Origin of the sequence: Amedibacillus dolichus DSM 3991 (assembly GCF_000154285.1) — a bacterium.
In the GTDB taxonomy this organism is placed as follows: domain Bacteria; phylum Bacillota_I; class Bacilli_A; order Erysipelotrichales; family Erysipelotrichaceae; genus Amedibacillus; species Amedibacillus dolichus.
Map to the genome: position 1 here is coordinate 60,399 of NZ_DS483475.1, position 15,275 is coordinate 75,673.

Genomic DNA, 15,275 nt, shown 5'->3' on the forward strand with positions numbered 1-15,275 from the left:
TATTTTCTTGTATTGTTTATTTAGATAGAGATGGGAGATATTATTATGAAAAAGCACTATGAAAATTATAATAAGCTGGACTTGAGTATAATAGGCTTATAATGGCGGCAAAATAGCTTTTATAAAAATCTGCTGGTTATATCAGTATTTTACAACTTTTTTCTGTTACACCACTATTTTCAAACTAGAAAAGAATATCATTCATTCACTGCAAATATGGAAGTTTACCTAAAACTGATTGCAGGAGGGATATCCTATGAAGAAATTTATTTATATCCTTACAATACTTTGTTCTTTTTTTATCTTTCTAACCAATTTTGAAAATCAATCCATTATTCAAACAAGTAAGATAGGTCATGCAAGTGAAAGCTTTGCAGAGCATGAAGATTTAGAAATACTGAACTTTCAGTATCACTTAGGTAATGATGTTTCGACTAGAAAAGAAAGATATGGACAATTGATAGATTTCTTAGAAGATAAGGATTGCTATGCTTTATTTTATACAAGCACAAGTCAAGAAAACTACAAAGATGAAAATTATTTGTATATTATGGGGAGCAATGCTTTGTATACATTTGATTTTTTTGATACTTTGCATACAAAGCGCATTGATTTTACCAAGGAGTCGAATCTATATTTCAGCAATATGGTAAATGATCCGAATGCTTATGATTATATTGCTTATATTGATTCTGTAAACAATCAGCCTTATCAAGATACTTTGGAAATACGACATTTTTCATCTTATAAACAATATGCAACAGTTCGTGAGGGAATTGATATTGACCTTGAATTAAACCTTCTATCAAAAGATCGTTTACTTACTCAAGCAATGGTAATGAATAGTGAAATTTATAATTATGTCGATGCTGAGGTTGGATTCAAAGAGCATGTCGGTTCTTCTTATAAGGGACTTTTAAAGGATCGAAGCTTTGCATTTCAAATGATAGGCTTGTGCGTATTAGCAATCGCTATTCTTTTGACTTGTCAAATATTCAGATCAAAAAAAGAAATTATCATACGCAAAATGATGGGGCACTCTTTCGTGCGTATTTTTAAGGAAATGTTTATAACGCAGCTTTTCCTTTGTATTTTATTTTATATAGTCGTTCAAATATTGTCCTATGCCTTTTATGTGCATAGCTTCAATAGCGTAACTTTTCCGCTCCTTATGAAAAGCTGGCATGATTTTTTAATTTTTCTTATCTTTTTAATCATAAGCTGTTTTTATATTTGTTTTTGCATTGTGAAGGTAAAGGATAGCGGAGAAATGAAACGCCAAGGAAATCGAAATTTTTTCTCATACGCTAGTATTGTTGTAAAGATAGTGTTTATTGTTGTAGCGTTTGCACCATTTGTAAACTATGTTTTGGAATGGAAGAACATCGCCTACAATGCTTATGCACTTCGTGCTTATCAAGAGCATTTAAGGGGATATGTAGGGGTTTCCGGTATAGCAAGCTTTGATTATGATCCAACCAAAATTATGCAATTTTTTGATGAACAAGGAGCTGTTTATCAAGACTTTGAACAAAACATTCTTTTTGAAAATATGAAGGAATTTGATACAAGCTTACAGCATACAACTATTTATCCGTATATTATTGTTAATAAAGCGTACTTGAAGGATTACTCCGTTATTGATGTTAAGAATGTAGCCGTTGATATAGAAAAGCTTCCACCGGATACTTTGCTTATACCACAAAAATATGAAGGGGTGGATACAAGCTATTATTGCCCGAATACTTCTTGTGATGTAGTTATGATTAAAAACGGGAACCGTTTCATTAACCATCATGCATACTCCGTAGATATGACACTTAATCGCAAGGATCCGATCGTACTTGTTGTAGGAGAGATTCCTAATTGGTCTGCGACAAATATGCTGTTGAAGAATACGGATAAAAATAAGCAGGCACTTCATAGCTATTTGAAAACAAATGGTTTATTAGAAACCGTGCACCTGAAAACAACCGATGATTATTATGAATTAGCAAAAAATGAAAGTAATACCCTGTTTGTAAGATATAGCATAGTGTTCTTGCTTTATATTCTGTTGGCATTTATTTTCCAATATCAAAGTATTTATATCCAATTTGATCAGTGTAAGCATGAATATGCGATAAATTATCTATTAGGGAAAACGTTTTGGCAGCGATATGGTAATATTTTAAACAACAACATCTTAATGTATAGCTTTGTGCTTATTTATGGGATTTTCTTTGCACAGATGACATATTTCCAATTATTGGCATATTTGCTTTGCGCAATCATCGTGGATATATTGGTTGCTTATTATATGATCCATTATTTTGAAAAGCATAAAGTAATCGCTATTTTGAAAGGAGAACAATCATGAGTGTAATCGAAGTAAAAAATATTGCAAAGTCATTTGGTTCAAAGCGAGTTTTTCATGACTTTAGCTTAGATATTGAAGAACATACCTTTGTTGCAATCGTCGGAGAATCGGGATCGGGTAAATCGACACTCTTGAATATGCTTGGTCTGCTGGATCGTCCGGAAAGCGGAGATATAACTTTATTTGGGAATGTGAATGTGAAACCTTTTTCTTTCCAAGCACAAAGGCTATTAAAAACAAAAATCGGCTATTTGTTTCAAAATTTTGCCTTGATTGAAGAAAAAAGTGTTGCTTATAATTTGAATCTAGCTTTTGATAAAGAAAAGAAAGTTGTTAAAGCCGAAAAAATACGGAATGCTCTTGCGAAAGTTGGTTTAATCGGATATGAGCAAAAGGAGGTTTTTGAATGTTCCGGAGGTGAGCAACAAAGAATCGCTATTGCGCGATTGTTGTTAAAACCTTGTGAGCTGATCCTTGCAGATGAACCAACCGGTAGTCTTGATGAAAATAATAAGCAGGAAATCTTTTCACTTTTGAAGCAGCTACAAGCAAGCGGCAAAACAATTGTTGTTGTAACACATGATAAAGAGCTTATGGAAATTGCAGATAAAGTGATCGTGCTTGAGAAAGCTGATCATGCTGCTAAGCAGGCAGTTGCTTAAGATTCAGGATCAAGAGATAAAATGAAATATGAGTGAATCATATTTGTAGTCCACACTTAATTATTGCATTAACATATTTTTGCTTTTATCTAATGGAGGTGAACCTATGAAAAACAAAGCTAATATCTTTTTATTCACTGCATGTCTGTTTACATTTGGACTAATCGCTTATAATATGCTTACTTATGAAAAAAATCAAATTGAATTTAAGGAAATCGAGGAAGTAATTACAATCGATTGGGAAGAACGAGAGCAGGCAATCAATCCCAAGGACTTTGTTTCTGCTTATGATGAAGATGCTGTTTACTTGGCTAGTAATTTTGAAATCATGTTAGTAAATGTAGAGCAGCCTTTAGTTATCTCGGCAATTTCACAAGAGGATCGTCATACGTTTGCGAAAAAAGAATATCGGTTGCTTATTAAAGATGAAAAAGATCCGGTTATTGAGTATCATGGTCCAAAAGTTATCAAGCATGCGGATATGAATGATTTTCGTTTAGAGGATTACCTAGAGGTCTATGACATTGGAGATACTACCGCAGAGAAGTATCCGCTAACCTGTAAAGACAGCCTTACGGAATCAGTGTATAATCTCAGCGACGATAAACAAATGTATGTAACCGATGCCGGTTATATGTATCGTTGTGATGGAAATTCCACATGTGATTTTGATGAAGGCATTCATCATGTGAAGATAATTGCTGATGACGGGCATGGAAGAACCAGTGAAAAAGATTTGGTCTTAGAGGTTGAATGGTATTAAATAAAGCTTGTGTATTGGCTATATCGATACACAAGCTTTTTAAAAGTTTAAACAGAAAAGAAGAAGCGTATGCGAAAAGATGGTTTAAATGAATTTTGAAAGCTCTCCCCTTAAGGATCTTTTATGAAAATTTTGAAAAATTTAATAGGGAATAAGGGTGTCTTGTGTTAAAATAAAGCAGAGGTGAAGAATATGGATTGGAAAAAATGTTTCACATCTTATCAAGATGCATTTATAAATGATTTACGTGGGCTGTTGGCGATTGATTCTACGCGAGATGATAGTAGTGCCACAATCAACGCTCCTTTTGGAAAGGGGTGTCGCCAAGCTTTGGATTATATGTTTGCGTTAGCAAAACGCGATGGCTTTATGTATCAGGACTATGATGGTTATGCCGGTGTAATTTGCTATGGCGATGGTGAGGAAAGTGTTGGTGTCTTGGCACATTTGGATATTGTTCCTATCGGTGAAGGGTGGAGTAAGGACCCTTTTGGTGGTGAAATTGTAGATGGCTATTTGTTTGGGCGTGGCAGTGAAGATGATAAAGGACCGGCAATGGCTGCATATTATGCAATGAAGATGCTGAAGGATCAGGGAATACAGCTACAGCGTAAAGTAATGTTGATTTTAGGCTGTGATGAGGAAAGCGGCATGCAATGTATGGAGCATTATAAAAAGCACGGGGAAATTCCGACATTGGGATTTACACCTGATGCTGATTTTCCGGTTATTTACGGAGAAAAAGGCGGTTTACATGTTGATTTGTTAGGTGAAATCGACAACAGTGTGATTGAAGAAATTCATGCCGGAGAAGCCTTGAATATTGTGATCGGTAAAGCTGATATGCAGGTGCATAACTGGAAAGAAGAATACGCAGCGCTTTTTGATTTTTATTTGCAATGCTATGATTTAAAAGGCGAAGTTACTTATGAAAATTCTCATGCAACGCTTCATATTGAAGGAAAAGCGGCGCATGCCATGGAGCCGTATATGGGAGTAAATGCTGCCTTACATTTATTTAATTTTGTCGGTACTGCGATGGGGGATACGTTTGCGAAAAAAACATATCAGCTTTTAGCGAATTGGCAAGGGAAAGAGCTAGGTATCCTCATCGATGGTGCGGATATGGGCTTTTTAACGATGAATCTTGGCAAGGTGGATATCGAAAACGGAAAGGCAAAACTGCAATTGGATATCCGCTATCCTAACGATGCCGATGTGCATACTATGCGTAAAGCCATTGAAGAAGCTTGTCAGGGATATGAGCTGACACCACATGTTTATAACAAGGCAAATCCTTTATTCGTAGATCCGAATTCAGAGCTTGTGCAAACTTTAACGAGTGTTTATCAAGCTTATTCCAATGACTACGAAACTAAAAATATGACGATTGGCGGAGGAACCTATGCCAAGAAATTCGAGCATTTCGTTGCTTATGGTCCACTGTTTCCAAAGCAGGATAAGCCCAAAGGGCTTGTTGTCGGTGGCTGCCATCAGGCTGATGAAGGAATTGCTCTGTCCGATCTATTTACCGCAACTGCGATTTATACAGAAGCAATTGCACATTTAGCAGGAGGAAATCAATATGAGAATGCGTAAACTTCCATGGGCAGAGGAATTTCTTGCCGAAGCTGAGGTAGTCGTAAAAAAACCGCAGGATAATGCAGGCAAATGGAAACAGCTTTTAGCATGTGAAACCTTGCATGTTGAGGTTGGAACCGGAAAAGGGGATTATTGGATTCAGATGGCACAACAGTATGCTGATGAAGGCTGGATCGGAATTGAGAAAAACAGCAGTGTAGCTGCTTTAGCTGTACGTAAATATACCAAGCTTGAAAACCCCGGTAAAAATATGCTGTATATTCAAAATGATGCCGAGAGCATTCAAAGCTGGTTTGCTGAAGGTGAGATCGATGTCCTACATTTGAATTTTTCCGATCCTTGGCCTAAAAAACGCGCACATAAGAAACGTTTGTCCAATCGAAAATTTATCGAACAATACGCACATATCCTTAATGAAAACGGAGAAATTCAAATGAAAACCGATAATTCTTCGCTTTTTGAATACTCCCTGTTGGAATTTCAAAACGCCGGGTGGTTTCTATGGGACGTAAGCGTTGATTTTCGCCGCTGTGAGCATGCGGAAGATGTAATTACGGAATACGAACATCGCTTCATGGAAAAAGGGCAGCCCATCTATCGTGCAGTTTGGAAAAAGAAAATGAAAGAGAATGCATAATTTATGAAAAGATGTTTTTGTTTTTCATAAAATGAATGGTATAATAAATACAGATATTTATCAATATAAGGAGCTAGATAGCATGAAAGAATATATGAAGGAAATCCATTCCTTGGAAGAATTTGAAGCGGCAGCGCAAGATAAATTGAGCGTTTTTGTATTTTCTGCGAATTGGTGTCCGGATTGTCATTTTATCACACCCTTTATGCCGGAGCTAATTACCAAATATAAGCAAATCGCTTTTTATTATGTTGATCGCGATACATGTATGGATATTTGTCTACAATTACAAATTATGGGGATTCCAAGCTTTGTGGCTTATTCTAAGGGCGAAGAAATCGCAAGATTTGTTTCTCGTCTTCGTAAGACGAAAGATGAAATTGATACATTTCTTTCTGAATTACCGCATGGAGAGGAGAAGTAAATATGTCAATATTTCAAAAAATTACCAATCTGTTATTTGAAGAAAACGATGTTGATGTTATAGCTGAGGACGAATTAGAAGATATTTCTTTACAAGAGGAAGAAAAGCAGAAGGAAAAGCGCCTGGCAAAAGCCGCAGCGGCGGAAAAAGAGGCAAAGCAGACAGCAGCGAATCAACAGCCACAGCCTAAAAAGCAGGAAGCAAAGCTTGAGGACTCTTCGGAGTTGAAAAAAGCGGTACGTATTGATTTAAAAGAAGAGAAAGATTCTAAAAAAGCCACTGCATCAAAGCGTTCCTATTCAAGTGTTTCTCATCGCAGCACGGTTTTAGAAGAACAAAAGGAATTTGAATTTACCCCGGTAATTTCTCCAATCTTCGGTGCTAGTGATGTTGAAACAGATAAAGCAAAGAAAAATACAAGTGTACTCTTACCAAAAAGCAAAAAGCAAAATCCACTGGGAACAGTGATTTCTCCTTACTATGGTTTGGGGGAATTAGAGGAAATGGAGGAGCAAGCAAAAGAGGATATTCTGCGTAAGGCAGAAGAAGAAATGGAAAGCGAGGAAGATTTTGTTGCTTTCGAAGAAAGTGAAAAGATTGAACTTGATGAAACCGATTTAGACAGCATACCGTTAGATGATTTGATTGTAGATAACGATACAGAGGAAGATGAAGAAGATATGATGCAGATTTCCTTGTTTGGCGACAGCACACCAATTAAGGAAAGCGATAACGAGAATAAGAAGGTGTAATAGTATGCATTATCATTTTATTGGAATTAAAGGATCGGGAATGGCTTCCTTAGCAACGATTGTTGCTGATCGTGGAGATGAGGTAAGCGGTTCTGATATTGCAAAATATATTTTTACACAGAAACCGTTAGAGGAGCGAGGCATTGTTATTCGTGAATTTGCTAAGGAAAACATTTGTGAAAATTCCGTTGTTATCATCGGAAATGCTTTTGATGAAAGCAATCCAGAGGTAAAGCAGGCAATGTCCATGCCTTCGGTAACTACCTATTGGTATCATGAATTTTTAGGTAAGCTGATTGAAGAATATACCTCTGTTTCGGTTGCCGGTACACACGGAAAAACGACAACCACCGGCATGGTTTCTCATATGATGAGCCTTGTTGCACCAACGGGATATTTGATTGGTGATGGAACCGGAGAAATGCCGCAAGACAGCAAATATTTTATCGTTGAATCATGTGAGTATAAACGTCATTTCTTAGCTTATCGTCCAAACTATGCGATTTTGACAAACATTGAATTGGATCATGTTGACTATTATAAAGATCTAGCCGATTATTGTGATGCCTTCGAAGCATTTGCCAACCAAGTGAAAAAAGGAATCGTGATGTTTGGTGATGATGCCAATGTACGCTCGCTTAAGGTAACAACTAAGCACCTATACTATGGGTTAGAGGAAGATAATGACGTTCGGGCAGTTAATGTAATTCAAAATGAGAATGGTATGTCTTTTGATGTCATTTATCAAAATACAGTATTTGGCAGTTTTAAATTACCGTTTGTAGGGAAGCCTTTATTATGGAATTCCTTGGGTGTTATTGCCTTGGGTATCATGGAGGGCTTAAGTGCACAAATATTGCAGGAAGGGCTAGCCAGCTTTCCTGGCGTAAAGCGCCGTTTTACGATTGAGGAAAATCATGGCAATGTTTATATTGATGATTATGCGCACCACCCGACAGCTGTACAGTATATGATTGAAGCAGCTAGAACAAAATATCCAAACCGCAAAATCATTGCGTTATTCAAACCGGATCGATATTCACGTATTTATTATTTCATGGATCGTTTCGCACAAGCCTTGAATTTAGCTGACGAAGTATTTTTGTGTAACTTTCCAGAAAATGCAGCAAAGGAGGAAGGTATTGATATTACCATTCAAGACTTAGCTGATAAGATTGAAAAAGCAGTTGTCATTGAGGAAGATGAAGCCGCAGCACGTATGCTGGCAAAGCGCGGTCCTGCTGTTTATCTGTTTATGTCCAGTAAAGATATTTATAAATTGAAAAATATTGTAAAAACTTTTCAATAGTGTTGTAAAAGTTTACAATATGCGTTAAAATAGAATGCGAGGTGTTTTGATGGGATTAAATGAATTATTTGAATTAACAAGTCAGGTAGCAAGCACTGCGCTGCCGATTATCGGTTGTATTGTCTTGGTTTATCTTGCGATTTTCTTTAAGCACCTGATTACCGTAGTAAAGGAAGCAAACAAAACCGTACAAAGCTTAAAAGCGACATTAGATACCACCGAAAGACAGCTAAATGCTTTGGATAAACCACTGAATACCTTAAACGAATTAAGTGAAACCGTTGATTATGTTCATGAGGCGGGAAAGCATGCGGTTCGTTCAACACTGGTAACGATCATTGAGAATTTTTCAGTGATTAAAGATTGGTTTTTAGGAAAAGCAAACAAGAGCAGTAGCGATGCAGAAACAAGTGAGGATATATCCCATGAATAATACACACGATTTTAAAGAAAATATTGATGCCGCAGAACAGGAAACCAAATTTAATATTATCACACTAGCGGAAGATGAGAACGAAGAAAGCAAACGTATCGTCGATGATGTTCTTGAACAAATTTCACGGCTATACAGAGATTTTCGTGAATGGCTGAAAAATAATGCTTCAAATGAGGAGGCGGCTATTTATTTTGCTAGAGTAAAGCAAGAAAGCGCTAGGCTATTAGCACAGGCAAAAGAAAAAATAGATGCCTTTCAAGAGCGAGATGATGTGCATGCGGGAAAGCAAAAAGCAAAGGCTTTCGGCGCTAAGATGGTTGATGATTTCAATAACGGGGTAGAGGATTTGCTTCAAAACGAACACGTATCCAAAGTTGTTGACGGAATCAGTGATACCATCGAACAGGTGCGTCAAGATGAACGTGTGAAAAGCGGTATAAAAAAATTAAAGAAGGGAACCTTATCGGTTGCAAAGCGCGCCTATGAAGGCTTAAAGCATGTTTTAGATGAGGACGAGCAGGAGGATTAAATTATGAAGAGAATTACCATTTACGATGTAGCAAAAGAAGCCGATGTATCACTAGCTACGGTTTCCCGCGTTATCAATGGCAGTGAAGTTGTTCGCGAGGATACACGAATCAAGGTACAGGAAGCAATTGAAAAGCTAGGATATAAACCTAATGCGATTGCACAAGGATTGGCATTATCCAAAACAACAACGATTGGTTTGATTGTACCGGAAGCTAGCTATTTCTATACCGGACAAATCATTAACGGACTGATTGATGTAGCAAAGATTTATAAGTACAATATTATGCTTCATACAACAACAGAAGGCATTACCGAAATGAATGATATTATTGAAAATATTATCAAATCTCGTGTTGATGGCGTTGTTATTTTTAATGATAAGCTGAATAAAGAAGAATTAAATCAATTAACTCGCTATCAGGTACCAATCGTAGTCATTGGAAATCGTATGAGTGATGAAACCGTAGGATCTGTCTATGTCGATTATGCTAAGCTGGCTTTTGATTACGCTTGCGACTGCATCAAACAGGGGAAAAAGCAGATTGCTTTAATTGAGGATCGTAAGAATCCTGCCATGATCAAACAGCTGCGTGAAGGGCTTACCAGAGCTTTTGAAGAAAATGGCATGACATTCGAAAATTATATTGAAATTCCAAAAGAATATCGCTCCAGCTACTTGTTTTTAAAGGAATATTTAACTAAGGAAAATCGTCCGGAGGTTGTCATTACGTATCGTGATTCCCAAGCTATGGCTGTCATGAACACAGCAAAGGAAGCAGGAATTTCGATTCCGGAGGAAATGGAGCTAGTATGTATTCTTGATAGCAAATACAATGCGATGGCTCGTCCGCAAATTTCCGGATTTAAAATTCCGGATTACGATCTAGGTGCGGTAGCTATGCGTCTATTGACAAAAATGCTGCATGAAGAAAATGAAGTGAGCGATAAAGAAATAGAGTTAAGCTATATTTTCACTCCGCGAAAATCAACAAAATAGATTGACAAATCATAAAAAGCTTTTTATACTAAAGACAATGCGATGAAAAGAAAAGAGCATGATGAAAATGCGCAGAGAGACGGTTGGTTGGTGAAAAACCGTAGATGGAAATCATGCATACACCTTGGAGCAGTCTTATGCAAAGTAAGACCGTTACTCACGTTACGAGATAGAGTATCCTGCCAGTCAGGTAAACTAAGGTGGTACCGCGTATGTTTAACGCCCTTGGAAAGGGGCGTTTTTTATTTGGAGGAAGGATTAGAGCATGAAGTTATTTGATGAATTAAAATGGCGAGGACTGATTGATAACGTTACCAGTCCGGAATTAGAGGAAAAATTAAACAACGGAGGATTAACCTTTTATATCGGAACCGATCCAACCGGTGATAGTCTACACATCGGACATTATTCCAGTTTGCTATGTGCAAAGCGTTTAAAGGAGCATGGTCATCACCCCTTGATGCTTGTTGGAGGGGCAACCGGCTTTATCGGAGATCCTAAAGCAACCGGAGAGCGCAGCATGCTTACCAAAGAGGTACTGGAGCATAACTATCACTGCTTAAGCAAGCAGATTGAAGAATTGTTTGGCTTTGAAATGGTAAATAATCTTGATTGGACAAAAGATATCACGATCATTGATTTTTTGCGCGACATTGGTAAGCTATTTAATGTTAGCTATATGATGAATAAGGAAACCGTTAAACGTCGTTTGGAATCCGGCATTAGCTATACAGAATTTTCTTACATGATCCTACAGGCACATGACTTCTTACATCTTTATGAAGAAAAAGGCTGTACATTGCAAATCGGCGGACAGGATCAGTGGGGAAATATTACCAGTGGTTTAGAGTTGATTCGTAAAAAGCATGGTGCCGATGTTGAATGCTATGGTTTGACCATGCCATTGATTACCAAAGCCGATGGAACGAAATTCGGAAAGAGTGAAACCGGAACGGTTTGGTTGGATAAAAACAAAACCTCTGCTTATGAAATGTATCAATTCCTATTAAATTCCGAAGATGAAAAGGTCATTGACTATCTTAAAAAGTTAACCTTCTTGAAAAAAGAAGAAATTGATACCTTAGAGGAATGTGTAAAAACAGCCCCTCATCTTCGTGAAGCACAAAAAGCATTAGCTAAAGAGGTTGTAACCTTCTTGCATGGAGAAAACGAATATAACAAAGCAATCAAAATTTCCGAAGCTTTGTTCAAAGGTGATGTGAAAACATTATCCTCAGAAGAAGCATCAGATGCCTTAAAAGGCTTTGAAAAACGTGAAGTAGCGGATCATATCACATTAACAGAAGCTTTGGTTTCCAGTGGGATCGCCTCAAGTAAACGAGAAGCAAGAGAATGGATCAAGGGAAATTCTATTCAGGTAAACGGTGAAAAAATTACCGATGTAGACTTTGTTGTATCAAGTGAGCATGCCCTTTGTCATAAGGATACATTGATCAAACGTGGAAAACGAAACTATTTTGTAATTACACAGAAATAAACTATATCAGGAGCTTGCGTTGCAGGCTCTTTTTTATTGATTGTCAAATTAGAAAACTGCTCATAGTATAGCCTAGGGAGGGGAAACATTGTTCATAGGAGTAGTATGCAAAGATGAGCGAATGCAGCAGGTAGCAGATCAATTGGCTAAGGATTATCATGTTCAATTCATTTGTAATAGAGCAGATTTTCTATCTTGCAGTAACAAAATTGATGTCTGCATCTTACCGATTCATGGATTGATGGAAACGGATATTCTGCTTTCGGATATAAAGAAAATGAAAGAAAATGTTATCGTGTTCAGTGGTCTTTACGATGCAGAACTAAAAACCCATTTTCATCAAATTTACTTTTATATGCTGGAGGAAATCGTTATTCAAGAGAATGCTATTTTAACTGCTGAGGGAATATTAAATGAAATCCTTAGCTGCAGTGCAAGAAGCATTTATGACTTAAAAGTTGATATCGTTGGATATGGCTATTGCGGAAAAGCGATTTATGAAATGCTGAAACATTTACAAATGGAGGTGCGTGTCATTCGCAGAAGCTGTCAACAAGAAGGGGATTTCTTTCCATTAGCAAAATGGGATCAACCAAATGACATAATTATTCATACAGCGGTTGGTGAAGTGTTGAATAAGGAGCGAATGCAGCGATGGAGAACGTATCCGATTATTTTTGATATCGCAACACCGCAGGTCATTGATCTTGATTATGCAAAACAGAAAGGGATTCAAGTTAAGAAAATGAAAAACATACCTGCGAAATATGCAAGCATTACAGCAGGGAATATTATTTATCGTTTTATAAGGGGGAAGCTTTGTGAAAAATAAACATATTCTATTTGGAATCTGTGGTTCCTTTTGCAATCATCAGGCGATTTTAAAGCAACTAAAAAAGCTTTGTATGGATAATGACGTACAAGTTATTGTCAGCGAAAATGTCTATACCTGTGATACACGTTTTTTTAAGCACGACGAATTTTTAAAGACATTGGAGACAATTAGCACCCATAAGGTTTGGCATACGATCATTGAGGCAGAAGCAATCGGTCCGTCAAATCAACAGGATATCATGGTAATTGCGCCTATGAGTGCAACGGTGGCTGCTAAGCTGGCAAACGGAATCTACGATCACCCGATCACACTTGCGGCAAAAGCGATGCTACGAAACGGGAAAAATATCGTATTCGGTATTGCAACGAATGATGGCTTAGGCATCAGCGGTGTAAATATTATGAAGTTATTGTCATTCAAACAGTTTTATGCAATTCCGTTTCGTCAAGATGCTCCATTTCAGAAGGAACGAAGTGTGGTAGCAAAATGGGAGCTGTTAGAGGAATCCTTAGATCAAGCACTTATCAACAAACAACTACAACCGCTTTTGTTAGGGAGTAAGCAATGAAAAAGATATTAACAGCACTTATCACACCATTTGATAAAAACGGAAATGTTGATGATACGGCACTTATATGTTTGGTGAAGGATCAAATCAAAAAAGGCGTTGATGGCTTTGTAATCTGTGGAACAACCGGAGAAGCTGCGACCCTTAGCAAGCAAGAACGATTGCATGTTTTAGATACGGTAATCGAATGTAATCAAGGACGCGTAGAACTATGGTATGGCTGTGGCACCAACAATACGCAAACAACCATCGAAGCCTTAAAAGAGGTAGAGGAAAAAGCCATACAGGGCGTGTTGCTAGTAGTTCCGTATTATAATCGACCGAATCAAGCAGGTTTATGTCAACATTTTGAAAAAGCCGCACATTCTACAAAGCATGCTGTCATGCTGTATAATGTGCCAAAGCGATGCGGTGTTGGCTTGGAGCTTAAAAGTATTTGTTATTTAATTGAACATTGTGCAAATATCAAAGCATTAAAGCATGCCTCATGTGATTTAACATTGATTAAAGAGCTTCATGCCATATATCCTTCTTTTCAGGTTTATAGCGGAGAGGACAGCTTAGTAAAAGAAGGCATAGCTTGTGGAATGTGTGGTATTGTTTCGGTTATGTCGCATATCATTCTTCCCAATATGCGGGAGTTGTTAATGGGGAAGGAAGCTGCAGGTACGATATGTAAGGAATGTGCTGCCTTATGCTTTTGCGATGCTTCTCCTGCACCGGTAAAATATATGCTGTATCGCAAAGGATTTTGTACACCAAAGGTACGCCTGCCCCTAGTGGAAATTGATGCTGAAAAACAGCGTTTCATTGATCAATGGCTTCAAAAAAACGACAATCTTCTTTCATAGGATATGCAATAATGAAAAAGGGGATATGATGCGAGTAAAGGTTTTTCAAGAAGAAGATGAAGATGATTTAAGCGAGGTGATAAATACATTTTTGCAAGAGCATGCGGATATACGCGTTTGTGATATCAAGCTTTCTACCGATATACTAGAAGATGAAGAGGATACACTGACGCTATTTACGGTGCTTTTGATTTATTTATGATAATTCTGCACATATTTACCATACTAGCAGTACGGAGGTGTTGAAAATGCAGAAAAAAACCGAGATTTTATGCAGTGTGGCAAGCTGTGTTTATCATAAGGATAATCGTTGTGAAGCAGAAACGATTTCCGTTGCTTGTGATAATTGCGTATTGCCGCATCGTTGCAGTGAAACGGAGTGTAAATCATTTCGTAATAAAATCGAACGCTAACGAAACGACCTATGGGTCGTTTTCATTTTGGTATTTTTCAGTTGTATGTTATAATACTAGCGAGGTGATTTCATGCGCAAATTTGGCGTGCTGTGTCTTGTCGCTGCCGTTTTGTTGATGGGCTGTAGCTATCCTCGTACCGGTGATGAAGAAAGCATGAAAACTTATGAAAGCTATATTGATGCTGTTATCAGTAATCAAGGGATCGAATCCACTATGATTCCTTTTGATTATGATTTTCATGTGTATAAAATGGAAGATGATACCTATGAATACGAAATTGCAATCTTTGACCCAAGTGTTGCTATGTATAATATTACTGCCATCGCTGTTAATCCCGAACTTGACAGCAATACCAACGTGCACCCCTGCCTTGGGATTTTAGGGGCAGATGCTCAAGAGAGCTTTCACATGGTCCCTTATCAATCCAATCCCCAAAAGGGATTTTATCGTGGGTTTGTTTTAGAAGGAATTTCCACCGAAAGTCAGTTTACTTTACAGGTCATGGTTTGTTGGAAAGACAGTGCCTTGCTGAAGGAACAGCGTGTGTTTTTTAATGTACATTTTGCTTTAGAAGCAGATGATACCGCTGTGGGTGAGAAAGAAACCAGAGTACGAAGTGAAGAGTGAGGTTTTTA

Annotated in this window: 18 protein-coding genes; all 18 read left to right on the top strand. The window is 37.5% G+C overall.

Annotated elements, in window-relative coordinates; all coding sequences use genetic code 11:
* Positions 1 to 256: 256 nt before the first annotated feature.
* The 18 genes from EUBDOL_RS05120 to EUBDOL_RS05200 all read left to right on the top strand — a co-directional run bounded on the left by EUBDOL_RS05120 (position 257) and on the right by EUBDOL_RS05200 (position 15,267).
* Positions 257 to 2,359, top strand: a complete 2,103-nt coding sequence (locus EUBDOL_RS05120) for an FtsX-like permease family protein (protein ID WP_004799272.1) — start codon at positions 257 to 259, stop codon at positions 2,357 to 2,359.
* Entirely contained in the window at positions 2,356 to 3,021 is a 666-nt protein-coding gene (locus tag EUBDOL_RS05125; RefSeq protein WP_004799274.1) for a putative bacteriocin export ABC transporter, read from the top strand. The genes EUBDOL_RS05120 and EUBDOL_RS05125 overlap by 4 nt, the downstream gene beginning before the upstream one ends.
* A gap of 106 nt (positions 3,022 to 3,127) precedes the next feature.
* Positions 3,128 to 3,784 (top strand): hypothetical protein, encoded by a 657-nt coding sequence (locus tag EUBDOL_RS05130; RefSeq protein ID WP_004799275.1) that lies wholly within the window; start codon positions 3,128 to 3,130, stop codon positions 3,782 to 3,784.
* Between the two features lie 192 nt (positions 3,785 to 3,976).
* Positions 3,977 to 5,383 (top strand): dipeptidase PepV, encoded by a 1,407-nt coding sequence (gene pepV, locus EUBDOL_RS05135; protein WP_004799277.1) that lies wholly within the window; start codon positions 3,977 to 3,979, stop codon positions 5,381 to 5,383.
* The gene (trmB, locus tag EUBDOL_RS05140) at positions 5,370 to 6,023 is read left to right on the top strand and encodes a tRNA (guanosine(46)-N7)-methyltransferase TrmB (RefSeq protein WP_004799278.1); all 654 of its coding nucleotides are present in this window, start codon (positions 5,370 to 5,372) and stop codon (positions 6,021 to 6,023) included. Before pepV ends, trmB begins: the two co-directional genes overlap by 14 nt.
* 31 nt (positions 6,024 to 6,054) lie before the next feature.
* Entirely contained in the window at positions 6,055 to 6,447 is a 393-nt protein-coding gene (locus tag EUBDOL_RS05145) for a thioredoxin family protein (RefSeq protein ID WP_004799280.1), read from the top strand.
* Positions 6,448 to 6,449: 2 nt separating this feature from the next.
* Positions 6,450 to 7,199, top strand: coding sequence for a hypothetical protein (locus tag EUBDOL_RS05150; protein WP_004799282.1), 750 nt, complete (start codon positions 6,450 to 6,452; stop codon positions 7,197 to 7,199).
* 4 nt (positions 7,200 to 7,203) lie between these two features.
* A complete protein-coding gene (gene murC, locus EUBDOL_RS05155; protein WP_004799285.1) occupies positions 7,204 to 8,508 on the top strand; it encodes a UDP-N-acetylmuramate--L-alanine ligase in 1,305 nt (434 codons plus the stop codon).
* A gap of 49 nt (positions 8,509 to 8,557) precedes the next feature.
* Positions 8,558 to 8,941, top strand: a complete 384-nt coding sequence (locus EUBDOL_RS05160) for a DUF948 domain-containing protein (RefSeq protein WP_050750077.1) — start codon at positions 8,558 to 8,560, stop codon at positions 8,939 to 8,941.
* Entirely contained in the window at positions 8,934 to 9,473 is a 540-nt protein-coding gene (locus EUBDOL_RS05165; RefSeq protein WP_004799288.1) for a hypothetical protein, read from the top strand. The genes EUBDOL_RS05160 and EUBDOL_RS05165 overlap by 8 nt, the downstream gene beginning before the upstream one ends.
* 3 nt (positions 9,474 to 9,476) lie before the next feature.
* Positions 9,477 to 10,472, top strand: a complete 996-nt coding sequence (locus tag EUBDOL_RS05170) for a LacI family DNA-binding transcriptional regulator (RefSeq protein ID WP_004799290.1) — start codon at positions 9,477 to 9,479, stop codon at positions 10,470 to 10,472.
* Positions 10,473 to 10,737: 265 nt separating this feature from the next.
* Positions 10,738 to 11,970, top strand: a complete 1,233-nt coding sequence (gene tyrS / locus EUBDOL_RS05175; protein ID WP_004799293.1) for a tyrosine--tRNA ligase — start codon at positions 10,738 to 10,740, stop codon at positions 11,968 to 11,970.
* A gap of 88 nt (positions 11,971 to 12,058) precedes the next feature.
* Positions 12,059 to 12,802, top strand: a complete 744-nt coding sequence (locus EUBDOL_RS05180; protein ID WP_040463217.1) for a hypothetical protein — start codon at positions 12,059 to 12,061, stop codon at positions 12,800 to 12,802.
* Positions 12,792 to 13,373: a dipicolinate synthase subunit B gene (locus tag EUBDOL_RS05185; protein WP_004799296.1), complete on the top strand. Its 582-nt coding sequence runs from the start codon at positions 12,792 to 12,794 to the stop codon at positions 13,371 to 13,373. Before EUBDOL_RS05180 ends, EUBDOL_RS05185 begins: the two co-directional genes overlap by 11 nt.
* Entirely contained in the window at positions 13,370 to 14,224 is an 855-nt protein-coding gene (dapA, locus tag EUBDOL_RS05190) for a 4-hydroxy-tetrahydrodipicolinate synthase (protein WP_004799298.1), read from the top strand. The genes EUBDOL_RS05185 and dapA overlap by 4 nt, the downstream gene beginning before the upstream one ends.
* A 28-nt stretch (positions 14,225 to 14,252) precedes the next feature.
* Positions 14,253 to 14,426 carry a sporulation protein Cse60 gene (locus EUBDOL_RS05195; protein ID WP_004799300.1) on the top strand — a complete coding sequence of 58 codons (174 nt, stop codon included), beginning with the start codon at positions 14,253 to 14,255 and terminating at the stop codon, positions 14,424 to 14,426.
* 46 nt (positions 14,427 to 14,472) lie between these two features.
* Complete coding sequence (locus EUBDOL_RS11220; RefSeq protein WP_004799302.1) at positions 14,473 to 14,637, top strand: DUF1540 domain-containing protein; 165 nt, start codon at positions 14,473 to 14,475, stop codon at positions 14,635 to 14,637.
* Positions 14,638 to 14,709: 72 nt separating this feature from the next.
* Positions 14,710 to 15,267: a hypothetical protein gene (locus EUBDOL_RS05200; protein ID WP_004799304.1), complete on the top strand. Its 558-nt coding sequence runs from the start codon at positions 14,710 to 14,712 to the stop codon at positions 15,265 to 15,267.
* Positions 15,268 to 15,275 lie beyond the last annotated feature (8 nt).